Source organism: Pseudohalioglobus lutimaris (assembly GCF_002866825.1).
In the GTDB taxonomy this organism is placed as follows: domain Bacteria; phylum Pseudomonadota; class Gammaproteobacteria; order Pseudomonadales; family Halieaceae; genus Halioglobus; species Halioglobus lutimaris.
This window is the reverse complement of record NZ_PKUS01000030.1, coordinates 1-24,628: the sequence shown is the minus strand read 5'-3', so window position 1 is coordinate 24,628 and position 24,628 is coordinate 1. Positions and strand designations below refer to the sequence as shown.

General features: G+C 55.9%; 20 protein-coding genes and 1 tRNA gene. 18 read left to right on the top strand and 3 right to left on the bottom strand.

Annotated features, from left to right (window positions below; translation table 11 throughout):
• The first annotated feature begins 81 nt into the window (after positions 1-81).
• From pstC to hisC, 7 genes are all read left to right on the top strand, one after another.
• Positions 82-1,470: a phosphate ABC transporter permease subunit PstC gene (pstC, locus tag C0039_RS17335; RefSeq protein WP_101518807.1), complete on the top strand. Its 1,389-nt coding sequence runs from the start codon at positions 82-84 to the stop codon at positions 1,468-1,470.
• A complete protein-coding gene (gene pstA / locus C0039_RS17330; RefSeq protein WP_101518790.1) occupies positions 1,463-2,749 on the top strand; it encodes a phosphate ABC transporter permease PstA in 1,287 nt (428 codons plus the stop codon). Before pstC ends, pstA begins: the two co-directional genes overlap by 8 nt.
• A gap of 32 nt (positions 2,750-2,781) precedes the next feature.
• The gene (gene pstB, locus C0039_RS17325) at positions 2,782-3,654 is read left to right on the top strand and encodes a phosphate ABC transporter ATP-binding protein PstB (protein ID WP_101518789.1); all 873 of its coding nucleotides are present in this window, start codon (positions 2,782-2,784) and stop codon (positions 3,652-3,654) included.
• 16 nt (positions 3,655-3,670) lie between these two features.
• Entirely contained in the window at positions 3,671-4,384 is a 714-nt protein-coding gene (gene phoU / locus C0039_RS17320) for a phosphate signaling complex protein PhoU (protein WP_101518788.1), read from the top strand.
• Positions 4,385-4,561: 177 nt separating this feature from the next.
• Positions 4,562-5,836, top strand: a complete 1,275-nt coding sequence (locus C0039_RS17315) for a putative porin (RefSeq protein ID WP_101518787.1) — start codon at positions 4,562-4,564, stop codon at positions 5,834-5,836.
• Between the two features lie 151 nt (positions 5,837-5,987).
• A tRNA-Glu gene (locus tag C0039_RS17310) sits at positions 5,988-6,063 on the top strand.
• 93 nt (positions 6,064-6,156) lie between these two features.
• Positions 6,157-7,215 (top strand): histidinol-phosphate transaminase, encoded by a 1,059-nt coding sequence (gene hisC / locus C0039_RS17305; protein ID WP_101518786.1) that lies wholly within the window; start codon positions 6,157-6,159, stop codon positions 7,213-7,215.
• A 24-nt stretch (positions 7,216-7,239) separates the two neighbouring features.
• Here hisC and C0039_RS17300 read toward each other — a convergent pair whose 3' ends face one another.
• Both C0039_RS17300 and gltA read right to left on the bottom strand, forming a co-directional pair.
• On the bottom strand, positions 7,240-8,361 hold the full coding sequence (locus tag C0039_RS17300; RefSeq protein WP_101518785.1) for a beta-ketoacyl-ACP synthase III: 1,122 nt from the start codon (positions 8,359-8,361) through the stop codon (positions 7,240-7,242).
• A gap of 184 nt (positions 8,362-8,545) precedes the next feature.
• Positions 8,546-9,835 carry a citrate synthase gene (gltA, locus tag C0039_RS17295; protein WP_076001138.1) on the bottom strand — a complete coding sequence of 430 codons (1,290 nt, stop codon included), beginning with the start codon at positions 9,833-9,835 and terminating at the stop codon, positions 8,546-8,548.
• A 316-nt stretch (positions 9,836-10,151) separates the two neighbouring features.
• Between gltA and sdhC the strand changes: the two genes are divergently transcribed.
• The 10 genes from sdhC to C0039_RS17245 all read left to right on the top strand — a co-directional run bounded on the left by sdhC (position 10,152) and on the right by C0039_RS17245 (position 22,647).
• Entirely contained in the window at positions 10,152-10,526 is a 375-nt protein-coding gene (sdhC, locus tag C0039_RS17290) for a succinate dehydrogenase, cytochrome b556 subunit (RefSeq protein WP_133126044.1), read from the top strand.
• Entirely contained in the window at positions 10,520-10,879 is a 360-nt protein-coding gene (gene sdhD, locus C0039_RS17285) for a succinate dehydrogenase, hydrophobic membrane anchor protein (protein WP_076001140.1), read from the top strand. Before sdhC ends, sdhD begins: the two co-directional genes overlap by 7 nt.
• 6 nt (positions 10,880-10,885) lie before the next feature.
• The gene (sdhA, locus tag C0039_RS17280; RefSeq protein WP_101518784.1) at positions 10,886-12,658 is read left to right on the top strand and encodes a succinate dehydrogenase flavoprotein subunit; all 1,773 of its coding nucleotides are present in this window, start codon (positions 10,886-10,888) and stop codon (positions 12,656-12,658) included.
• A 12-nt stretch (positions 12,659-12,670) separates the two neighbouring features.
• On the top strand, positions 12,671-13,375 hold the full coding sequence (locus C0039_RS17275; RefSeq protein WP_076001142.1) for a succinate dehydrogenase iron-sulfur subunit: 705 nt from the start codon (positions 12,671-12,673) through the stop codon (positions 13,373-13,375).
• A 217-nt stretch (positions 13,376-13,592) separates the two neighbouring features.
• Complete coding sequence (locus C0039_RS17270) at positions 13,593-16,433, top strand: 2-oxoglutarate dehydrogenase E1 component (RefSeq protein ID WP_101518806.1); 2,841 nt, start codon at positions 13,593-13,595, stop codon at positions 16,431-16,433.
• Positions 16,434-16,450: 17 nt separating this feature from the next.
• Complete coding sequence (gene odhB / locus C0039_RS17265) at positions 16,451-17,668, top strand: 2-oxoglutarate dehydrogenase complex dihydrolipoyllysine-residue succinyltransferase (RefSeq protein WP_101518783.1); 1,218 nt, start codon at positions 16,451-16,453, stop codon at positions 17,666-17,668.
• Positions 17,669-17,731: 63 nt separating this feature from the next.
• Complete coding sequence (lpdA, locus tag C0039_RS17260; RefSeq protein WP_076001145.1) at positions 17,732-19,171, top strand: dihydrolipoyl dehydrogenase; 1,440 nt, start codon at positions 17,732-17,734, stop codon at positions 19,169-19,171.
• A gap of 120 nt (positions 19,172-19,291) precedes the next feature.
• Positions 19,292-20,461 (top strand): ADP-forming succinate--CoA ligase subunit beta, encoded by a 1,170-nt coding sequence (gene sucC / locus C0039_RS17255; RefSeq protein ID WP_076001146.1) that lies wholly within the window; start codon positions 19,292-19,294, stop codon positions 20,459-20,461.
• Complete coding sequence (sucD, locus tag C0039_RS17250) at positions 20,461-21,333, top strand: succinate--CoA ligase subunit alpha (protein WP_076001147.1); 873 nt, start codon at positions 20,461-20,463, stop codon at positions 21,331-21,333. Before sucC ends, sucD begins: the two co-directional genes overlap by 1 nt.
• Before the next feature lie 330 nt (positions 21,334-21,663).
• Positions 21,664-22,647: a metallophosphoesterase gene (locus C0039_RS17245; protein ID WP_198171640.1), complete on the top strand. Its 984-nt coding sequence runs from the start codon at positions 21,664-21,666 to the stop codon at positions 22,645-22,647.
• 24 nt (positions 22,648-22,671) lie between these two features.
• Here C0039_RS17245 and C0039_RS17240 read toward each other — a convergent pair whose 3' ends face one another.
• Positions 22,672-23,160 carry a CDP-archaeol synthase gene (locus tag C0039_RS17240; protein WP_165787177.1) on the bottom strand — a complete coding sequence of 163 codons (489 nt, stop codon included), beginning with the start codon at positions 23,158-23,160 and terminating at the stop codon, positions 22,672-22,674.
• A 619-nt stretch (positions 23,161-23,779) separates the two neighbouring features.
• Here C0039_RS17240 and C0039_RS17235 point away from each other — a divergent pair.
• Positions 23,780-24,421 carry a hypothetical protein gene (locus C0039_RS17235; RefSeq protein WP_101518781.1) on the top strand — a complete coding sequence of 214 codons (642 nt, stop codon included), beginning with the start codon at positions 23,780-23,782 and terminating at the stop codon, positions 24,419-24,421.
• Positions 24,422-24,628: the final 207 nt, after the last annotated feature.

Below are 24,628 nucleotides of genomic sequence, written 5' to 3'. Positions count from 1 at the left end.
TATCACGCGCGGTGATGCCATCGTCCCTGTTGTATCCGTTGCACCGCTCACCGCGGCGCGATGTTCTTTAAAGAGTTCACAATGCAGACATCAACTGTATTCCTGACCCTGGTGGCACTTTGTGCCGTCAGTTTCTTTATAGGGCGCCACAAATCCCGGTTGATCGGGATGGCGGGTGGGGGGCTGCAAACCCTCCACTCCTTACCAGTCCACTACGGCTATATGGCCGCACTTTGGGCCGGTCTGCCTGCGTTGTTGGTGTTCATTGTCTGGCTGGGTGTCGAAGCCCCGGTTATCCGTAATCTGGTCATCGCGGAGCTGCCGGCTGAGGTACTCGCCCTGAGCCTGGACGAATTGGGGCTCTACTACAACCAGGTCGTCGGCGTCGCACTGGGAAGTGTCGATGTCGGCGTGGTGGATGCAAACCAGGTCACCGCGGCACACCGCTATAATGAGCTTCTTACCGCAAGCCGCGGCCTGAAGATGTTGCTGGTCAGTCTGGTTGCGGTGATCGGTGGATTACTGGCGGTCATGCGAGTCAAGCCGGATTTACGTGCACGTAATCATGTAGAAGATATCTTCACCTGGGTTCTTTTCGCCTGCTCCTCCATCGCTGTTTTCACGACGCTGGGTATCGTGCTGTCGGTGTTGTTTGAAGCGGTCCGGTTTTTTCAGGTGATACCGATGAATGACTTTCTGTTTGGTCTGCAATGGAGCCCGCAGATGGCCATTCGGGCTGACCAGGTGGGCGCGTCCGGCTCCTTTGGGTTCATCCCACTGTTGGTCGGAACGCTGCTGATCTCCATGGTCGCCATGCTCATTGCTGTGCCCATCGGACTGATGTCGGCTATTTACTTATCCGAGTATGCGAGCCGCCGTTTTCGCGCCGTCACCAAGCCCGTACTGGAGATTCTCGCTGGCGTCCCCACGGTCGTTTACGGTTTTTTCGCTGCGCTGACGGTAGCCCCGTTTATTCGCAATCTGGGCGAAAGTATCGGTTTGTCGGTGGCGTCGGAGAGTGCGCTGGCGGCGGGACTGGTGATGGGTATTATGATCATTCCCTTCGTGATGTCCCTGTCAGACGACATTATCAGCGCAGTACCAAATACCCTGCGTGAGGCGTCGCTGGGAATGGGCGCCACCATGAGCGAGACCATTCGCAAAGTGCTGTTGCCCGCTGCTTTGCCGGGTATCGTGGGCGGTATTTTACTGGCCGTTTCCCGGGCGATCGGCGAAACCATGATCGTGGTGATGGCGGCGGGCCTTTCGGCCAAGCTCACGATTAACCCATTGGAGGCCGTGACCACCATCACCGTTCAGATCGTCACCCTGCTGGTGGGTGACCAGGAGTTCGACAGCCCCAAAACCCTTGCGGCTTTCGCGCTTGGGTTGGTGCTGTTTTTTGTCACCTTATTGTTGAATGTGATCGCGCTCTACGTGGTGCGCAAGTATCGGGAGCAGTATGAGTAAGGACGCATTCAAGAATACTGAACTCATCCAGGCTTCGCTGAAAAAGCGCTATGCGCGCGAGCGTCGCTTTCAGTTATTCGGTAAGTTGGCGGTATTGCTGGGCTTTGTATTTCTGTTCATCCTGCTGTTCGATATTGTCAGCAAGGGCACGCCTGCCTTCACCCAGAAGCAGTTACAGATAGCAGTAGACTTTGATCCCGACAAGCTCGGTGTGGATGCGAGCGCCAGTGCGGAGCAACTACGCCAGGCGAACTTCAATGCAGTGATCAAGTCTTCGCTACGGGATATGTTTCCCGAGGTGACCAGCAGGGGAGACAAGAAACGTCTTTATCGCCTGGTCAGTATCGGTGCGGAATACGCACTGCGGGATCGTGTGATCGAGGACCCCTCACTGATAGGCCAGCGCAAGGATTTCTGGCTGTTGGCGCATTCCGAGGCGGCTGGATACCTCAAGGGCCAGATTTCCAGGGAGCTGCCCGAAGTAGAGCGTAAGGTCAAGGATATACAAATGGACTGGCTAGACCAGCTCCGCGACAAGGGCCTTACCAAATCCTCCTTCAATACCCTTTTCTTCCTGGAGGGGGATTCACGAGAGCCGGAACTGGCGGGTATACGCGCGGCGCTGCAGGGATCTTTCTTTACCCTTGTGGTGACCTTCCTTCTGGCCTTTCCGATAGGCGTGTTTGCCGCTGTCTATCTGGAAGAGTTTGCGCCGCGTAATCGCATTACCGACCTGATTGAAATAAACATTAACAATCTGGCTGCCGTTCCCTCTATCGTGTTCGGCTTGCTGGGGCTGGCCGTGTTTATCAACTTTTTTGAGTTACCGAGGTCAGCACCTCTGGTAGGGGGTATCGTACTTTCATTGATGACCTTGCCGACTATCATCATTACCTCCAGGGCATCGATTCAGGCAGTGTCTCCCTCGATACGTGAAGCAGCGCTGGGTGTGGGCGCGTCCAAGATACAGACGGTTTTTCACCATGTGCTGCCAGTCGCCATGCCGGGCATACTGACAGGGTCAATTATTGGTATGGCTCAGGCACTGGGTGAATCCGCGCCACTGCTGATGATCGGTATGGTGGCATTTATTATGGAGGTTCCGGGTGGTGTGACTGATCCCTCTACAGTCCTCCCGGTACAGATTTTTCTCTGGGCCGACAGCCCCGAGCGGGGCTTTACCGAAAAGACGTCGGCTGCGATTATGGTGCTGATGGGATTCCTGATTGTGATGAATGCGCTGGCGATCTATCTACGCCGACGCTTTGAAGTGAAATAGACCAAGCAGATGCGACGCAAGGAACGAAAATCATGAGTACAGCCGATGCCAACGCACACGGAGCTGTTCCCGACGAAGCCGTCGGGCTGGATGTGCAGGATCACGTGGATGTAGCTCACTATGAGACGATAGGCGAACCCTACGTTGATAACGCGAAGATGTCCGCGCGTAACGTCAATGTTTACTATGCCGACAAGCAGGCGATCATGGATGTGTCGCTGGACATCGGTGAGAATGAAGTGCTGTCGATGATCGGGCCTTCTGGCTGTGGCAAATCCACGTTCCTGCGTTCACTGAACCGAATGAACGACATTATTCCCATCTGCGAAGTTAAAGGGGATATCAGGTTGGACGGGGAAGATATCTACGGCTCTGACCAGGACACCGTCCTCCTGCGTGCGCGTGTCGGCATGGTTTTTCAGAAGCCAAACCCTTTTCCCAAAACCATATACGAAAACGTGGCCTATGGGCCACGCATACACGGATTGGCGCACAGCAAGGCAGAAATGGATGAGATAGTGGAAACCAGCCTGCGGCGGGCGAGTCTCTGGGACGAAGTGAAAGACGTCCTGGAGCAGCCGGGCACGGGCTTATCCGGCGGCCAGCAGCAACGACTGTGTATCGCCCGGGCCATCGCCGTCAGCCCAGAGGTTATCCTTATGGATGAGCCCTGCTCCGCGCTGGACCCTATCGCCACAGCGCGCATCGAGGAATTGATAGATGAACTCAAAGAGCGTTTCACCATTGCCATTGTGACGCACTCCATGCAGCAGGCAGCAAGGGTCTCCCAGCGCACGGCATACTTCCACCTCGGCAAGCTTATCGAGGTGGGCGACACCAAGCAGATCTTTACCATGCCTCGCCATGAGCTCACTGAAAATTACATTACAGGCCGCTTTGGTTAATCGTGGAGAATAGGTGATGGACGACAATTTGCACCTCAATCAGCATACGTCACAGAAGTATAACGAAGAGCTTGAAGATATCCGCTCCCGTGTCCTGGAAATGGGTGGTCTTGTAGAGGCCCAGTGCCGCAAGGCGTTAAAGGCGCTGGTAAAGAGCGATATCGATCTGGCGGAGGAGGTAGCGACCTCGGACTATAAAGTCAACGATATGGAAGTTGCCATTAATGCCCGTTGTACGGACATTCTGGCTCTGCGCCAGCCGGCCGCCAGTGACCTGAGGGTGGTAGTGTCGATTATTCGGATGGCGGCTGATCTGGAGAGGATAGGCGATGAAGCGGAGAAAATAGGCCGCCTGGTGAAGTCGCTGGAGAAGGGGCGCGACCGCACCACCTTTCGCAGCGAGACCAAGCACCTGGGCAAGAGCGCGCTGAGCATCCTTAATGGCGCGCTTGACGCCTTCGCTCGAATGGATGTAGCGGCCGCCATTGCGACGGCCGCCAAGGACCCTGAGATCGATGACGAATTCGAGGCGCTCACGCGCTTGTCTATTACCCATATGATGGAGGAGCCAGCGTCAGTCAAGAGCCTGCTCAAGGTAAACTGGTGTGCTCGCGCCCTGGAGAGGATAGGGGACCACGCGGTCAATATCTGTGAAGAGGTCGTTTATCTCGTCAAGGGCTCAGACGTGCGCCACCTCAGTCTCAGTGAGATCCAGGAACGCTACCTGTAGGCTCAGACTGTCTGCAATCGTCAGCAGCCTTTGACCGTTGGTGCATCGTCTACAGTAGTCTCCCGGGGTTGTATCCATTTTAGCATTACGCGAATGTCATAATAATGTCATACAAAGCTCGTATTCTTCGCCGGGTTACTGAGATCTTTTGTTACAAAATGTCATATAGGGGGATAAATGAAACAGATATTAAGCGCTGCGATTGCCGCGGCTGTGTTAGCAGGGACCGGGTCTGCACAAGGAGCCGTGTCCGAGGCTGAGTGGGAGCAGTTCAAGACGCAGTTTGCCGATATGGCGGCGCGTTTAGAGGCGCTGGAGACGGAGAACGCCCGGCTCAGGCAGGCAGGGGTCTCGGTACCGGTGGATGACCTGAGTCAGTTGCAGGCCGACGTGGTGAAGCTGCAGGAGCAGAACAGCGCTTCTTCCTGGACGGACAAACTGAGTCTTGCCGGTGACTTCCGGTATCGCTATGAATACATAGACGTTGAAGATGCAGACTCCAGGGAGCGGAACAGGGTTCGGGCGAGACTGGCCGCTACCGCCAGGCTACCGAACGATGTCGAGGTGGGTATGGGCGTCGCTACCGGGGGAGACGACCCGGTATCCACCAACCAGACGCTGGGAGGTGGCGGTAGCTCCAAGGAACTGCGCCTGGACAAAGCCTATGCCAAGTGGAACCTGACTGACGGTTTTTACCTGCAGGCTGGAAAGTTCAGCAACCCGCTGTACCGACCACAGAAGAGCGGACTGCTGTGGGACGGCGACTGGAGACCAGAGGGCGTTAGTGCGGGTTGGCAGTCGGAGCACCTGTTCGTCAATGCGATTGGTAATTGGTTGGAAAGTGACACTCGTGGCGGTAACGATGAGTTCGCATGGGGTTTTCAGGGTGGAGCACGGTTGGCTCTGGGCGAAGCTCGCCTGACCGCATCTCTGGCGTATTACGATTTCCCGACTGCCGGGGCTACCCCGTTTTTTGGCGACAAAGACGACCCGGACTTCTTTGGCAACAGCAGCACGGATGACGGCCTGCGCTACCTCTACAACTACGAGATGGTGGAGTTGGGCGGCGACCTGGCCATGAACATGTTCGGTATGCCCCTCAGCCTTTATGGTAACTATGTCCAGAACCAGGATGCTGACGACTACGACACTGGCTGGCTGGCGGGTGTGAAGTTAGGTAAGACCAGTGGCAAGGGCACATGGTCGATAGGCTATCAGTATCAGGACCTCGAAGCGGATGCCGTACTTGGATTGTTGAGTGATTCCGACTTCGCCGGCGGTGGTACCGACGGTAAAGGGCACCTTGTTGCTCTGGGCTACGGCGTCAATAAGCAATGGAGCCTGGGTCTGAGGATGTTCCTGCGCAATGAAGCTGGCGAGAAAAACCTGGCCGACCAGGGTGGCCCTCTCGACTACGATCGAATACAGATCGACACCAAGTTCAAGTATTAGACCTGATCTGGCGGTCCTTTCTGCAGTGGGAAAGAGGCCGGGAAGAAGCGCTCGTAGCGCTTCTTCTTTTTTGCCTTGAAAAACGCCCGTAACGGTTGCATTGCACGTTATGTTCCTTATAATGCGCGCTTCTGGCAAAGCCAGACACTGTGTCCCGTTCGTCTAGTGGTCTAGGACACCGCCCTTTCACGGCGGTAACAGGGGTTCGAACCCCCTACGGGATGCCATATTCTGAACCCGGCTCTGCCGGGTTTTTTTACGCCTGCAGTTTCCCATGGGTTACACTGGCCGGCGGAATTTGGCGAAGGATTACAGCGTTTATGAGCCGTTTTTGGAGCGACCTCGCAACCAGGCTGACACCCTATGTCCCGGGCGAACAGCCCCGGGGAACGCGCCTGATCAAGCTCAATACCAACGAGAACCCCTATGGGCCTGCGCCGGGTGTGCTCGCGGCGTTGGCAAATATCAGTGCCGACCAGTTGCGCCGCTATCCAGACCCCGAGTCCAGCGAGCTGGGCGCCGCCTGGGCGGCCCGGGAGGGGTTGCAGGCCGACCAGGTTTTTCTGGGGAACGGTTCCGACGAGGTGCTCGCCCACGCCTTTGCTGCCTTGCTCAAACACGAGCAGCCGCTGTTGTTTCCCGACATCAGCTACAGTTTTTATCCGGTATGGTGTGAACTCTACCAGGTCCCTTTTCAAGCAGTCCCTTTGCGTGACGACTTCTCCGTGCAGGTGGACGACTACAATACTCCCTGCGGCGGGATCATCATTCCCAATCCCAATGCCCCCACCGGCAGGATAATGCCACTGGACGATGTGTCTCGCCTGTTGACCGCTCACCGTGACTGTGTGGTGGTGATCGATGAAGCCTATATCGATTTTGGCGGGCACTCGGCTACCGCGCTGGTGGCTGACCATAACAACCTGCTGGTGATTCAGACCGCCTCTAAGTCGCGTTCGATGGCAGGCATGCGTGTGGGTGCCGCTTTTGGCCAGCGGGAGCTGATACAAGGGCTCGTACGGGTAAAGGACTCGTTTAATTCCTACCCGCTGGATGTGGTAGCGCAGCAGGCCATGCTGGCATCGCTGGCCGACGAGGAGTGGATTGATTCATGCTGCAAGCGCGTGGTGGCAACAAGAGAACGCACTGCCAGTGCGCTGCAACAGATGGGTTTTGATGTATTGCCTTCCGCTGCCAACTTCCTCTTTGCACGCCATAAAAATCAGCATGCGGCCGATTTGTTTGCCGCTTTGCGTGAACGCGGGGTGATCGTGCGCTATTTCAACAAGCCAAGAATCGAGCAGTTTCTTCGCATCAGCATCGGCACAGATGAAGATATGGACGCTCTACTGGCTGCGCTGCAGGACATACTGGCCTGAGCCGGTCTTGCTGGTGTAGCAGGCTCAGCGTTTCTTCAATACGACGCTGCCAATGGAATAGCCCGCGCCGAAAGAGCAAAGCACACCGAGGTCGCCCGTCACCATATCCGCACGATGTTTGTGGAACGCGATCACCGAGCCAGCCGAACTGGTGTTGGCGTACTCGTCCAGGATGGTAGGCGCCTCTTCCGGTGCTGCATCTCTCCCCAATACACGCCTGGAGATCAGTTGGTTCATGCTCAGGTTAGCCTGGTGCAGCCACATTCGCTTGAGTTGATCTGGCGCGATATCGAGTCTCGCGAGTTGTTCTGATATCTGGCTGGCCACTGCAGGGCATACTTCCTTGAATACCTTGCGGCCCTCCTGGACGAAGAGTTTGTCTGGTTGGCCTACGCCGGACTCGTCACAGCGGTTAAGGAAACCAAAATTATTGCGGATGTTGTTGGAGTAAACTGTCTGCAGCTTGCTGTCGATTATGGTGTATTGCTCAGCAGATGTAGCTGAGCTTGCCGGTTCGATGATCACAGCGGTGCAGACGTCTCCGAAGATAAAATGGGAGTCCCGGTCACGAAAGTTCAGGTGGCCGCTGCAAATTTCCGGGTTTAGCATCAGTACGCACCGGGCGCTGCCTGTAGCAACCATATCGCGGGCTTGTTGTATGCCGAATGTCGCAGAGGAGCAGGCCACGTTCATATCGAAGCCATATCCCGTGATCCCCAGCGCCTCCTGGATTTCGACTGCCATCGCAGGGTAGGCGCGTTGCATATTGGAGGCGGCAACAATCACCGCGTCGATGTCTTCAGGGCGTTTCCCGGCCTGTTCCAGTGCCTCGGCGGCTGCGGCTACTGCCATTTCACACTGTATCGACTGCGCTTCGTTGGGGCGCTCCGCGAGGTTGGGGGTCATCCGCAGCGGATCGAGGATGCCGTCCTTGTTCATTACAAACCGTGACTTGATGCCAGAGGCCTTTTCAATGAACTCCGCAGAGGAGGGCTGTAGAGGCGGCATGTCGCCAGCGGCAATCGCGTCGGCGTTGTCAGCGTTGTAGAGCTCGACGAAGGCATTAAACGATTCGACCAGTTCTTCATTACTGATGGAATCCCTGGGCGTGTACAATCCTGTCCCGCTGATGACAATTTCGGTCATGGGTGCTTTAACTCTGCTTGTTTGAAGGTGTCTATTCTAGCCATCGCGGCGCTTTGCATCCACGTCCGCATCGCTTCCTTTTTGTTCGACTCAATAAAAAAAGCCGCGTGGCGGCTTTGTTATTTCCCTGTGGCCCCGGGGAGGCCGGGTGCTACTCCCCGTTGGCCGGTACTGTCGCAAACGTCTAGCGGTCGTCCAGGCTGACGAAATCGCGCTTGGTATGCCCCGTGTACAGCTGGCGGGGTCGACCGATGCGGTAGCTGCCGCTGATCATCTCATGCCAATGGGCGATCCAGCCTATGGTGCGGCCCACTGCGAAGATAACGGTGAACATGCTGGTCGGGATACCAATAGCCTTGAGGATAATGCCGGAGTAGAAGTCGACGTTCGGGTACAGCTTCTTCTCCACGAAGTATTCGTCCTCCAGGGCGATCTGCTCAAGACGCTTGGCGATCTTCAGCAGCGGGTCGTCTTCCAGGCCCAGCTCTGCCAGGACCTCGTCTGCCGCCTTTTTCATCACTTTGGCACGCGGGTCGAAGTTCTTGTACACGCGGTGACCGAAGCCCATCAGGCGGAAGGGGTCATCTCTATCCTTCGCGCGTGCGACGAACTCTTCAATTCGCGACTCATCACCAATTTCCTCAAGCATGTTGAGAACGGCTTCATTGGCTCCGCCGTGTGACGGCCCCCACAAGGCCGCAATACCGGCAGCGATGCAGGCGAAGGGGTTGGCACCGGAAGAGCCTGCCAGGCGCACGGTGGACGTGGAAGCATTCTGTTCGTGATCCGCGTGCAACAGGAAAACCTTGTCCATGGCGTCAGTCAGCACGGGGCTGACATTGCTGGGCTCGCAGGGCACACCGAACATCATGTGCAGGAAGTTCTCCGCATAGCTCATGCTGTTGTCGGGGTACATGAAGGGCTGGCCGATGGAAAACTTGTAGCACATTGCGGCGATCGTGGGCATTTTGGCGATCAGGCGGAAGGCCGCGACCTGGCGGCTGTGTTCGTCTGCGATGTCCAGGGAGTCGTGGTAGAAGGCAGAGAGGGCACCGACAACTCCGCACATGATGGCCATGGGGTGTGAGTCCCGGCGGAAACCGTTGAAGAAGTGTACCAACTGCTCATGGACCATGGTGTGGTTGGTCACGGTATTGACGAACTCGGCCTTTTCTTCGGCGTTGGGGAGTTCACCGTAGAGCAGGAGGTAGCAGGTCTCCAGGTAGTCAGAGTGCTCTGCCAGTTGCTCGATGGGGTAGCCGCGGTGCAGTAAGATACCTTTGCCGCCGTCGATAAAGGTGATTTGGGACTCGCATGCTGCGGTGGAAACAAAGCCAGGGTCGTAGGTGAACATGCCCTTGCCGGTCAGGCTGCCTACATCGACGACGTCGGGCCCCAGGGTCCCAGAATAGATCGGCAGCTCGATGGCCTCGTCTATCCCGTCGATAGAAAGAGTGGCTTTTTTGTCGCTCATAGAGGGGATCCTGCTTGATAAACCAGTGGGTCGATCACTATAGAGTCTGTGCTGTTTTTGTCAATCGACCTTAGCCTAAAGTCGCCTATCTTTAGGCTAACTGGGCGCTAAAATCGTTGATGCTGATCCTGCACGTTCGGCGAAGTTCGGTGCAAATGAAATTATCGCGACAAAACCGGCCTCAGGTTTGTAATCAGGCGGCTAAGTCCTTATAATTTCGCGCGTTTTGGTAGTTTGTCTCGAAGAGGTGTGCATCCGAAACGGGCCCTGCGCCGTATACTCTAACCGCCTGTTGGCGTCAACGATGGTATCCAATGTGAAAGACAATCGTCCTGTAAACCTGGACATCGGAACCATGCGGCTCCCCATAACCGCATGGGCGTCCATTACTCACCGCGCCACCGGCGTGGCCTTATTTGTCGGAATGGCTGTTTTGCTGTGGCTGTTAGACGGCAGCTTGTCTGGACCCGAGGGGTTCGCCGCTGTGCAGGAATGCCTGGACAGTGTACTCGCCAAGTTGATCATTTGGGGCGTCGTCTCCGCCCTGATCTATCACGCACTGGCCGGCGTCAAGCACCTCATCATGGACTTCGGAATAGGTGAAACCATGGAAGGGGGCGTGCTGGGTGCGCGCATCGTCATCGCGCTGTCGGTCGTGCTCATTCTTATTGCGGGGATATGGATATGGTAAGGTCTGTAACCAGTTTTGGCCGTTCGGGCGTTTCCGATTGGCTTCTCCAGCGGGTCAGCGGCGTCATTCTTCTGGCTTACTTCCTGTGCATCGGCTCGGCGCTGGTCGGCGGGGTTGATTATCTATCCTGGCGGGACATGTTTGAAGGGACCGGCATGCGCGTGTTCACGCTGCTGGCCATTCTTTCCTTGGCGGCGCACGCCTGGATAGGCATGTGGGCCGTCAGCACGGACTATATGACTGAACGGCTGATGGGCAAGAAGGGCAACGTACTGCGCATAGCCTTCCAGATTGCGTGCAGCCTGGTGATATTTGTTTACGTGATCTGGGGTGTCCAGATCCTCTGGGGTTAAAGCATTATGAGTGGAATTCGTACTATATCGTTCGATGGTGTCATCGTCGGCGGTGGCGGCGCCGGTATGCGCGCAGCACTGCAGCTGGCGCAGTCCGGTTACAAGACGGCAGTTATATCCAAGGTTTTCCCCACGCGCTCGCACACTGTCTCCGCCCAGGGTGGAATAACCTGCGCGATTGCCAGTGATGACCCCAATGACGATTGGCGCTGGCACATGTACGACACCGTCAAGGGCTCCGACTACATCGGCGACCAGGACGCTATCGAATATATGTGCAGCGAAGGTCCCCAGGCGGTATTCGAGCTGGAGCACATGGGGCTGCCATTTTCGCGTACAGAAGAAGGGCGCATATATCAGCGCCCCTTTGGCGGTCAATCGAAAAACTTCGGCGAGGGTGGCCAGGCGGCTAGAACCTGTGCCGCGGCAGACCGCACCGGTCATGCCCTGTTGCACACCCTTTACCAGGGCAACATGAAAAACAATACCGTGTTTTTCAATGAGTGGTACGCCACTGACCTGGTCAAGAATCAGGATGGCGCTGTCGTCGGCGTTATCGCCATATGCATGGAAACCGGCGAGACGGTTTATGTGAAGTCCAAGGCCACCGTATTTGCCACAGGTGGCGCGGGACGTATCTACGCCTCTACCACGAATGCACACATCAACACCGGTGACGGTGTCGGCATGGCTCTGCGCGCCGGGTTTCCGGTGCAGGACATCGAGATGTGGCAGTTTCACCCCACCGGCATACACGGTGCTGGCACCCTGGTGACAGAAGGTTGCCGCGGCGAGGGTGGTTACTTGATCAACAAGGATGGCGAACGCTTTATGGAGCGCTATGCGCCCAATGCCAAGGACCTGGCAGGACGTGACGTGGTTGCCCGTTCCATGGTCCTGGAGATCATCGAAGGGCGCGGTTGTGGCCCCGAAGGTGATCATGTATTCCTCAAGTTGGACCATCTCGGCGAGGAAGTGCTGGAAAGCCGACTTCCGGGTATTTGTGAGCTGTCTCGTACATTTGCCCATGCTGACCCGGTAAAAGAGCCGATTCCGGTGGTGCCCACCTGTCATTACATGATGGGCGGAATTCCCACCAATGTGCATGGCCAGGCGTTGACAGTAGATGCCAGCGGTAATGACCAGATCATTCCGGGCCTGTATGCCTGTGGTGAAGTCGCCTGTGTTTCGGTTCATGGCGCCAACCGTCTTGGCGGTAATTCGCTGCTGGACCTGGTGGTATTCGGCCGCGCCTCTGGCCTGTACATCGAGAACGCACTGCGAGACGGCATCGAACTGCGTGACGCATCGGAAAGCGACATCGAGCAGGGAATGGCCCGCCTCGATAAATTGAATAGCTCCACCGGTGGCGAGAACGTCGCCGAGCTGCGTAAGGAACTGCAGAACACGATGCAGAATCACTTTGGCGTATTCCGCAACGGTGAATTCATGCGTGAGGGCATCAAGAAGCTGGATGACCTGCGTGGTCGTATCGACAGTGCGAACCTCAGTGACAAAAGCATGGCCTACAATACGGCGCGAATTGAAGCCCTGGAACTGCACAACCTGTTCGAAGTTGCTGAAGCGACTGCAATCACAGCAGAGGCACGCAATGAAAGCCGTGGCGCCCATGCCCGTGAGGACTTCCAGGAGCGGGATGACGAAAACTGGCTTTGCCACTCCATGTATTACCCTGCCGACAAGCGGGTCGGGAAGCGTGCGGTGAACTTCGAGCCGAAAACTGTTGATACCTTCCAGCCGAAAATTCGGACTTACTAAGGAGCAGGACACATGTTGCAAGTTAGTATCTACCGCTATAACCCCGAGACCGATAGTGAGCCCTCGATGCAGGACTTCCAGGTCGATACAGGCGGTAAAGACCTGATGGTTCTTGACGTTCTGGAACTGATCAAGAGTCAGGACACCACCGTTTCCTACCGCCGCTCCTGTCGTGAGGGCGTATGCGGTTCAGACGGCCTGAACATGAACGGTAAAAACGGTCTTGCCTGCATTACGCCGCTCTCGGAGACGGTCAAGGGGAACAAACTCGTCGTGCGCCCCCTGCCGGGCCTGCCGGTGATACGCGATCTGGTGGTGGACATGAGCATGTTCTACGCGCAGTATGAGAAAGTGCAGCCTTACCTGATTAATGATACGCCGGCGCCGGCGATCGAGCGACTGCAGTCCCCGGAAGACCGGGAGAAGCTGGATGGCCTCTACGAGTGCATCCTTTGTGCCTGTTGTTCTACTGCCTGCCCCTCGTTCTGGTGGAACCCGGACCGCTTCATCGGTCCCTCAGGTCTGTTGCAGGCCTACCGCTTCCTTGCTGACAGCCGTGACCTGGCCACTGACGAGAGGCTGTCCAGGCTGGATGACCCCTTTAGCGTATTCCGCTGTCATGGCATCCAGAATTGCATAAATGTGTGTCCCAAGGGGCTCAATCCCACCCGGGCTATCGGTCACATCCGTAATATGCTCCTTGCCCGGGCGACCTGATAACAGGATGTTTTTCTTTAAGTAGTTCCTGCAACTTATTGAAAAACAGGAATATAGAATACACATGGCGCCATCCTTTTGGAGTGGCGTCGTAACGTCAGGCGCAGCGGCCGGGGTTTTATCAGCACTCGGGACAGGTCACTGCTAGAATTCGGGTATACATGCCCCTAATCGGGCGCTAACCCCTTCCGGAAGGGCTGCAATGCAAGAGAGCTCAATGGAACTCCTATGGCGGAGTTCCCATATCGCGGGTGGTAATGCCACCTACGTCGAGGACTTGTACGAGTCCTACCTCAAGGACCCGAACGGTGTCCCGGAGCAGTGGCGCGACTATTTCAACAAGTTGCCCCGGGTGGAATCTGATTTCGTCCACAATGAGGACATTCCCCATTCTGTCATTCGCGACCGCTTTGCCCAGATCAGCAAGATGCGGGTGCGCACCGAAGCGACGATAGCCCACGATTCCCAGGCCACCGAATACGAGCGCAAGCAGGTTAGGGTGGTGCAGTTGATCTCTGCCTACCGTCAGCGAGGCCACCAGAAAGCGGAGCTTGACCCTCTTGGTATTGCCAGGCGCGAACACGTGCGTGACCTGGAGTTGTCCTTTCACGAATTATCCCGGGCCGACTTCGACACGGTATTCCAGACCGGCAGCCTGCACATTGGCAAGGCCGACGCCACACTGGGCGAAATCCACGATGTGCTGGAGCGCACCTACTGTAAATCGATCGGCGCCGAGTTCATGCACATCGTCAACACCGACGAGCGCCACTGGATAATGACGCGCATGGAATCGGTGCGCGGGGCACCGGATTTTGGCGAGGAGGTGCAGTTGACGCTGCTGCGTCGCCTGATTCGGGCAGAGGGCCTGGAAAAGTCCCTGGCTTCCAAATACCCGGGTACCAAGCGGTTTGGTCTCGAGGGCGGCGAAAGCCTGATTCCGATGCTCGCGGAAATGATTCAGCGGTCCGGCTCCCAGGGCGTGAAAGAAATCGTCATTGGTATGGCGCACCGCGGGCGTCTCAACGTGCTGGTCAATACCCTGGGCAAAAACCCGTCAGAACTGTTCGATGAGTTTGAGGGCAGGGCCGAGTACGACGGCTCCGGGGACGTGAAATACCACCAGGGTTTCTCCTCCAATGTGATGACCCCCGGCGGGGAAGTTCACCTCGCACTGGCGTTTAACCCCTCACATCTCGAGATCGTCGCCCCTGTAGTGGAGGGTTCGGTTCGGGCAAGGCAGGAGCGGCGCGAGGACCATGTCGGCGAACTGGTGACACCTGTCGTCATTCATGGTGACGCGGCGTTTGCCGGGCAGGGCGTGGTCATGGAAACATTCCAGATGTCCCAGACGCGCGCCTACAAGACAGGGGGCACAGTCCATATCGTGCTCAATAACCAGGTGGGCTTCACTACCAGCCTGCGCGAGGATGCACGTTCTACAGAATACTGCACCGACGTTGCGAAGATGGTGCAGGCACCTATCTTCCACGTGAATGCCGATGACCCTGAGGCGGTACTCTTTGTAACGCAGATGGCGGTGGATTACCGCACCGAGTTCCGCAAGGACGTGGTAATTGATCTGATCTGTTATCGGCGTCGCGGCCACAATGAAGCGGACGAACCCTCGGTCACGCAGCCGCTGATGTACCAGGCGATTCGCAAGCATAAAACGACCCGCGATCTCTATGCTGCCCGGTTGGTCGCACAGGGTGTGCTCAGCGAAGAGCAGGACGCCTTTCTCGTGGACACCTTCCGCGAATCGCTTGACCGGGGCGAGCCGCTGGTCAGTAGCCTGGTGTCGGAGCCTAACAAGACGCTGTTTGTCGACTGGTCTCCCTACATCGGTCACAAGTGGACCGATCAGGCCACTACCACTATTGACCTGCAGAAATTGCAGGCACTGGCACAAGAGATCAACGTCGCTCCCGATAATTTCCCGTTGCAGCGCACGGTGTCCAGGATTCTTGAAGACCGTAGAAAAATGGCAGCAGGTGCTGCACCCGTCAACTGGGGCTTTGCGGAAACTATGGCCTACGCCACACTGCTGGATGCGGAGTACCCTGTGCGCCTGACCGGGCAGGACGTGGGTCGCGGGACCTTTTCTCATCGCCATGCAGTGCTGCACAACCAGAAGGATGAGGGCTGCTATATACCCCTGCAGCACATCAGCGATGAACAGGCGCCATTTGTTATTCACGATTCACTGCTTTCAGAAGAAGCAGTGCTGGCGTTTGAATACGGCTATGCCACCACTATGCCCAAGGGTCTGGTTATCTGGGAAGCGCAATTTGGTGACTTCGCCAATGGTGCCCAGGTGGTGATAGACCAGTTTATTACCAGCGGCGAACATAAATGGCAGCGCCTGTGCGGGCTGACCATGTTGCTGCCACACGGCTACGAAGGGCAGGGTCCTGAGCACTCTTCCGCGCGCCTTGAGCGTTTCCTGCAATTGTGCGCCGAGCATAATATTCAGGTTTGCGTACCCACAACGCCTGCGCAGGTCTTCCATATGCTGAGGCGGCAGGCGATACGTCCACTGCGTAAGCCGCTGGTCGTGATGTCACCCAAGAGCCTGTTGCGCCATAAAGAGGCCGTTTCTACGCTGGAGGATCTGGCACAGGGACGCTTTCATAATGTACTCGACGAGTCTGACGATCTTGACAAGGCAAAGGTGCGCCGGGTCATTCTGTGCAGTGGCAAGGTGTACTATGACCTGCGTGCCGCCCGGCGCGAGCGGGAGATCGACGACGTGGCGATCGTGCGCATAGAGCAGTTGTATCCCTTCCCCGAGGAAGATCTGCTGGCCGTGCTCAAGCAATACCCCGCCATTACCGATGCAGTCTGGTGTCAGGAAGAGCCCATGAACCAGGGTGCCTGGTATTCCAGCCAGCATCACATGCGACGGGTTCTGTTTAATCACAAGAATGATGTCTATCTTCACTACGTTGGCAGGGACAGTTCGGCGTCGCCGGCGGCTGGTTACATGGCTCTGCACCTCGAGCAACTGGAAGCATTTATCAACAAGGCCCTGGCTCCCGAAGAGCCCTGGCAGTAATAGCGCAAGGAATAGAAATGGCTATTGAAATCAAGGCTCCCGCCTTCCCCGAGTCGGTCGCAGATGGCGAAGTGGCTGTCTGGCATAAACAGGAAGGAGAGGCGGTTTCACGCGACGAGCTTATCGTCGAGATCGAAACTGACAAGGTGGTCATGGAAGTGGTTGCGCCGGAGGACGGGGTGCTAACCAGCATTCACGCCCAGCAAGGCGATACCGTTTTAAGTGAGCAGCTACTGGCCACGCTGGAGCAGGGGGCGGCGGCAGCCAGCGCGCCTGCAGCAGCGCCAGAAGCACCTGCTGCTTCCGGCGATGATGATGCTGCCGACGAGGCCTCAGCACTGCTGGGTCCGGCGGCTCGCCAGTTGGTAGAGGAACACAAACTGGACGTCGGTAAAATAACCGGTACCGGTAAAAATAGGCGGATCACCAAGGAAGACGTGGTCAACTTTATGAAAGCTGCCCAGGCCGCGCCTGCGGCAGCGCCTGTCGCTCCGGCGCAGCCTGAGGCGGAGCAGGTGGGGCCAACCGGTGAGCGTATCGAGCGGCGTGTCCCGATGACGCGGATGCGTGCCAAAATTGCCGAACGTTTGCTTGATGCGACGCAACAGACAGCGATGCTCACCACCTTTAACGAGGTGAACATGGCGCCGATGATGGCGCTGCGCAGCAAGTACAAAGAGCAGTTTGAGAAGACCCATAACGGCACTCGCCTGGGTTTTATGGGCATGTTCGTGAAGGCCGCCTGTGAAGCCTTGAAGCGTTTCCCCGAAGTGAATGCGTCTATCGATGGTAATGATGTCGTCTATCACGGCTACCAGGATATCGGCGTTGCTGTCTCGACACCGGGTGGACTGGTTGTGCCGGTACTTCGCGACGCCGATTTTATGAGCATCGCTGACGTTGAAGCAGCTGTTCGTGACCTGGGACTGCGTGCCCGCGATAACAAACTGACCATAGAGGACATAACCGGTGGCACGTTTACGGTTACCAACGGTGGCGTATTCGGCTCGTTGATGTCCACGCCAATTCTCAACCCGCCACAAACCGGCATTCTGGGTATGCACAAGATCCAGGAACGGCCAATGGCGGTAGATGGTGAGGTGGTTATCCTGCCAATGATGTACCTGGCCCTGTCCTACGATCACCGTTTGATAGACGGTAAGACAGCAGTGCAATTCCTTGTTGCGGTGAAGGACCTCATCGAGGATCCGGCGCGTATTCTGCTGCAACTGTAGGTTGTACTTTTTAGCCGTAAGCAATGTTTGCGGCGAGCTTTTAACGCTTATACGGGAAAGAACATGTCTGACAAGTACGATGTAGTAGTCATCGGCGCGGGCCCAGCGGGCTACGTGGCCGCGATCAAAGCAGCGCAGTTGGGTCTGTCCACGGCCTGCGTCGAGCAATGGCTGGATGACAAAGGCAAGGTCCGCCTGGGCGGGACCTGTCTCAACGTGGGCTGCATTCCCTCCAAGGCTTTGCTCGATTCCAGCCATAAGTATCACGAGGCCAAAGCCGAGCTGGATGTGCACGGCATTGCCGTGGGTGATACAACAATTGATGTGCCTGCGATGCTGGGCCGAAAAGACAAGATCGTTAACCAGCTGACCGGGGGTATTGACGGCCTGTTCAAGCATAACGGCGTCACCGCCATCTCAGGCAGCGGTAAAGTGCTTGCCGGCGCGAACGTTGAAGTGACCGACAAGGACGGCAATGTCCAGATCGTGGAAGCCGGAAAAGTGATCATCGCTGCGGGCTCCGTGCCGGTAGAGATACCACCGGCGCCAGTGGATGATGAGTATATTGTCGATTCAACCGGGGCGCTTGAGTTTCGTCAGGTACCGGAGCGGCTCGGTGTGATCGGTGCCGGCGTGATCGGTCTGGAACTGGGCAGTGTATGGAGTCGTCTTGGCGCCGAAGTGGTGATGCTGGAAGCGCTCGATGAGTTCTTGCCGATGATGGATCAGCAGATCGCCAGGGAGTCGGGCAAGATCTTCAAGAAGCAGGGACTGGACATTCGCCTGGGTGCGCGGGTCACCGGCACCGAGATAAAGGATGGGAAAGTCGTTGTCTCCTACAGCAGCACCGATGGTGAGCATAGCGAAACCTTCGACAAACTGATTGTCGCGGTGGGTCGTCGGCCGCGTTCCGGGGAACTGTTCTCTTCGGACAGTGGTATCACCCTTGACGAGCGCGGTTACATATTCGTCAATGACTTCTGCGAGACCGAGGCGCCTAATGTATATGCTATTGGTGACGTGGTACGTGGTCCCATGCTGGCGCACAAGGGATCGGAGGAGGGCGTTATGGTAGCAGAGCGTATCCATGGCAAGCCCGCACAAATGAACTACGACTGTATTCCCTCTGTTATCTATACTCATCCGGAGGTGGCCGCAGTCGGCAAAACAGAGCAAGAATTGAAGGCCGAAGGGGTGCCCTATAAATCAGGTACCTTCCCTTTCGCCGCGAGCGGTAGAGCACTGGCAGCGAATGATTCGGACGGCCTGGTAAAGATGCTGTCTCACGAAGAGACCGACAGGGTACTGGGTTGCCATATCGTTGGTCCCTCCGCCGCAGACCTGGTGCAGCAGGTGGTTATCGCCATGGAGTTCGGCTCCAGCACGGAAGACCTGGCGCTGACAGTCTTTGCTCATCCGACACTCTCCGAGGCAGTCCATGAGGCTGCACTGGCGGTAGACGGTCAGGCCATACATATCGCCAACCGTAAGAAACGCAAGTAGAATTCGACGCGCGCATACAATAACTCCAATCGCCGGCGTGCGTTATAAGGGGCTGGAACCGACTTATCAGGGCCAGCTAAAACAAGCAGCAACAGCAACTAGAAAAGAGCAGGACAACACATGAACCTTCATGAGTACCAGGGCAAACAGCTGTTTGCCGAATACGGACTGCCGGTTTCCAAGGGTTATGCAGTCGATAATCCCACCGAAGCGGCAGAAGCGGCGGACCTGATTGGCGGCGATATGTGGGTGGTAAAAGCCCAGGTGCACGCCGGCGGCCGCGGCAAAGCCGGAGGCGTGAAATTGGTGAAGACCAAGGACGAGATCCGCGAATTCGCAACAAACTGGCTGGGCAAAAATCTGGTGACTTACCAGACAGACGAGAACGGCCAGCCCGTCAGCAAGATTCTGGTAGAGTCCTGTACTGACATAGCCGAAGAGCTTTATCTTGGCGCAGTCGTCGACCGCTCTACACGTCGAATTGTCTTCATGGCCTCTACAGAGGGCGGTGTCGAGATCGAAAAAGTCGCCGAAGAAACCCCGGACAAAATTCTCAGGGCAATTATTGACCCGCTGGTGGGCCCTCAGCCCTATCAGGGGCGTGAGCTGGCTTTCAAGCTGGGTTTGTCCGGCGACCAGATCAAGCAGTTCGTGAAAATCTTCATGGGCCTTGCACAGATGTTCGTAGACAAGGACCTGGCGCTTATCGAGATCAACCCCCTGGTGATCACTGAAGAGGGCAAGCTGCATTGTCTCGATGCCAAGCTCGGTGTAGACAGCAATGCGCTGTATCGCCAGAACGCCTTGCGCGAAATGCACGACCCGTCCCAGGAAGATGAGCGCGAGTCTCATGCTGCCCAGTGGGAGCTCAACTACGTGGCACTGGACGGCAATATCGGTTGTATGGTGAATGGCGCTGGCCTGGCCATGGGTACCATGGATATCGTTGCCCTGCACGGTGGCTTCCCCGCCAACTTCCTTGATGTGGGTGGCGGTGCGACCAAGGAGCGTGTATCCGAGGCGTTCAAGATTATTCTTTCCGACGATAACGTCAAAGCCGTATTGATCAACATATTCGGCGGTATCGTTCGTTGCGACCTGATCGCCGAGGGCGTGATCGGCGCGGTTGAAGAAATTGGCGTAGAGGTCCCGGTTGTGGTGCGCCTGGAAGGAAACAATGCCGAGCTGGGCCGTAAGGTGCTGGCGGACAGTGGATTGAATATCATTGCTGCGACCAGCCTTACCGATGCTGCACAGCAGGCAGTTAAAGCAGCAGGAGGGGCGGCATAATGAGCGTTCTTATAGACAAGAATACCAAAGTCATCTGTCAGGGTTTCACTGGCTCCCAGGGTACCTTCCACTCTGAACAGGCCATTGAGTACGGCACGCAGATGGTAGGCGGTGTTACGCCTGGAAAAGGCGGGCAGGAACACCTTGGGCTTCCCGTATTCAACACGGTGAGTGAAGCAGTCGCCGCCACCGGCGCAGATGCATCAGTGATCTATGTTCCGGCACCGTTCTGCAAGGACTCTATCCTGGAAGCGGCTAATGGTGGAATCAAGCTGATCGTCTGCATCACTGAGGGCATTCCCACGCTGGATATGTTGGAAGCCAAGGTCAAGTGTGATGAGCTGGGCGTGCGTCTTATCGGCCCTAACTGCCCCGGTGTGATCACTCCGGGAGAGTGTAAGATCGGCATCATGCCTGGTCACATACATCTTCCCGGCAAGGTGGGAATTGTCTCCCGCTCCGGTACGCTCACCTACGAAGCGGTCAAGCAAACGACTGACGCCGGCTATGGCCAGTCCACCTGTGTTGGTATTGGTGGCGACCCCATTCCCGGGTCCAACTTCATCGACATTCTGGAAATGTTCCAGAATGACCCGGCTACCGAGGCGATTGTGATGATCGGTGAGATCGGTGGTACGGCGGAAGAGGAGGCAGCTGCCTTCATCAAGGCCAACGTTACCAAGCCAGTGGTTTCCTACATTGCCGGCGTCACGGCGCCCAAAGGCAAGCGTATGGGCCATGCCGGGGCGATCATTTCCGGCGGTAAAGGCACAGCGGACGAGAAGTTTGCTGCGCTGGAAGATGCCGGTGTGAAGACCGTTCGCTCCCTCGCGGAGATTGGTTCCGCCCTGGGCGAAGTCACAGGCTGGTAAGCCTGGTACCAAAAGGCTACTGCTTAAGGGCTCATCTTCGGATGGGCCCTTTTTGTTGGTGCCTCGGGCGATTCAACGGTGGGCTTCGCCTGGGAGAGGGCTATTGCGCTACAATGGGAGGTTCATAGTAACCGGAAGCTTAGCTGGCGCCTCAGGCTTCAGGCGCCCGGGAACACCCGGGCATGTCATGATCTCCTGGTTATTTACCGATGTTGGCTTGTTGTTATTGGCTTCAGAGAGTGACTGAAGGTGTTTGCGAAATGCGCTCAAACAGCGAGTAAGCGAAAGTAGTAACTCTGAGCAGGTCAACAAACGAAATTCAGAGAAGCGATGAGTAAAGATCACAGCATGTCCGCCATAGACGGGTTGAAGACAGACCCCGATCTCCACGATTACCTGGTTCAAAGGGTAGGGAAGTCGCAACTACGGCGGCGCCTGGGGATTGAAACTGAACATGTAGCCGACAAGTTTGGCCAGGGCCGGACCTTATTTCATATAGAGAACTGGAGTACCGCCGCCAGCGTGATCCACTTCCTACTGAAAATCACCCGGATGTCGGCGCGGGGCAAAGCCAATGTGACCGACTTTTGCGTTAGGCAAAACACGGTTGACTTACCACATCTGCCTATAGAGTTTGATGGATTTACGATTCTGCAACTGAGTGACCTGCACCTGGACATTTTGCCTGAATTTCCCGATGCACTGGCCCAGGTACTGAAAGGGCTGGAATACGATATCTGCGTTCTCACTGGGGACTATCGTTTTCTTACCCACGGTCCCCACGAGAAAGCTCTTCATGGCCTGGAACGAATATGTAAGGAGATCAATCGGGATACCTACGCCATACTGGGAAACCACGACAGCATTCTGATGGCACGGGGTATAGAGTCCCTGGGCATCCAGCTTTTACTCAACGAGAACATTGCCCTGGAGCGAGCGAAGTCTTCAATTCACCTGGCGGGGATTGACGACCCCCACTATTACGCGGCGGATAATCTTGAAAGCGCCTATGACTCTATTCCTGATGATGCTGTGTCCCTGCTTTTGGCGCATTCACCCGAAATATACCGCCATGCAGCTTACACCGGGTTTGATTTCATGATGTGTGGTCATACCCACGCTGGACAGATATGCCTACCTGGATCTGTCGCTCTGGCCTACAACTCATCCGCACCCAGATTTACAGGCGCCGGTGCCTGGTCCTTTGATCTGATGCAGGGCTATACGTCTGCCGGAACTGGCAGCTCTGTGGTTCCCGCACGATTTAACTGTCCTCCCGAATTAACCTTACACCGCCTGAGGCTGGTTCGCTAAGTCATGCATTCGCAGGCCTTCTTCCTAGTAGGGGCGCTTGCGAATATTTAGCAGGAATAGCGGCTTGGACACCAGCAACTGCAGGAGCATGAACGCCAGGCTAAGGACTACCGCCCACCACCACACCAGTTCCATTGAAAAACAACTGTAGAGCGCGGGTAACAGCGATTCCGGCAGCTGATCCAGCCCTATGCTTCGATCGCTGGGCCTCAGGCCGCAGCGGCGTTTCATAAAACTCGAAATCAGGTCGCCAAGCATCACGTTGCAGCCAAACAACAGACCGAAAGTCAGGCCGAAGTCGAATAACTCGGCCAGGATACACGCGGTGAGCAACGCGGCACAGATACCGCGCCAGGTCTTTGACACGCCAAAGATGGCATTACCGTCACCAAGACGTTTATTGAAATCCACCGGGATGCTGGCACGGGAACCAAGCAGGCGGGCGGCAAGAATCGGCGCGCCATTGCTCGCCAGAAGCATAGTGAGAAGTTTAAGGAATATCCCGGTTGTCACGGTCGCCTGATTATCTACCCATCCAGTAAACAGTCTACGCGCTGGCGTCGAATGGCACCAATCAACTTTTAACAATTGGAATCAGCAAGGAAAAAGGCGCATCTGTCTGAAGCAAGGACGTATGCTTCCACGATTCGTATCGTACGACCACTGAACGTGCTGGCCTAGTTCTGGAGTGGTTCACCAGGGCGACTATCTGTCTTATCACGATGAGATCCTACTGGGGACGACGTCGTCAGCCTGATCAACACCGCAAAACTGGATGTTGTTCGGAGGTGGAGGCGGTCACGGGCGCTTTCGCCTACTTTGAGGGAATTGGGCCCCCAGATTGCTCTTTCGAACTGCATCTTTACAGTCGATTATCTCGGACATGCGACTCGATTCTGAATTTGCCTGAGCCCGTCAGCAGGATGGTGAATCTCGGCCAATCGTCTGCTTGCGGCTGCTTCGGCGGCCTGCTCTTTATACCCATAAAAAAAGTAAGGATAATTGACCTTCATCATGGGAATTTCCCACGTCCTGGTTAACCTAGAGTTAAGCAGGCTTTTTGGCTTGTGCTTTTTTTCATGAAAATGGCAGTGACTGGTGTGCTGCCGTTAATCATATGGAGATGTGAGAGATGAGAAAGATAATACTTGGCATGGCTATGGTGGCCGTTGCTAGCAGTGCGTTTGCACAAACTATCTATGAGCAAAAAACTTATGTGTTCACTGGCCTACCCGACGGATCAAATATCATCGAGGATGCAGATGCACAGAAAGAGTGCGAGCGGGGTATTAAGTGGTTAGCAGATAGACAGTTCTATGGTATTAATCCTAACTACTTCCTGAAAGTTAAAGTATACGCCGTGGATATCATCCAACGAAACGGCAGGATGGATCAGGAACGTGGTCCGGAAGTGGGAGAGATGCTTATATGCCAGGACTGGCAGTCCTACGCTATTGCAGGAACGAATCATGTGCCAATTTATTACGAAGTGACCATAGGGGGCACTAGATTCAGAATTATTGGCGGCGGTACTTCACCGTTCTTCCCCAATGAAGAATTCTTACCCGGGGGCGGTGGAACGAAGAGCCCTGCAAACTATCCTGAATCTGGGGTCGCTAATCTGAGCTATACGGGCACAGTATTGACTTCGACGGACGGCGGGCGTGGTGGCATGTTTTACACTGGAAACACAGGTTTCCTGGACGGTGTGCCACGAGAATACTATGACCACTCCGGTATCAGCGTGCTGCAGGTGCTCATTCCACAGCAATAGGAATTTTAGGTCAACGGAGCTGTAACGCGTAACATACTGTTTTGCGTTTACAGCTTCACCTGCCCTTAGCGACCATTGCTCTGATGTAAAAGCGGACATTCCCACGATTCTGGGCCGGCTGATGCCAAAATGGTCCGCTTTCCCCTGCGGATTCAAACGGTCGACGCAACACAGGCATTAAATCTATCAGCTGGTGTTTCGTAGTCC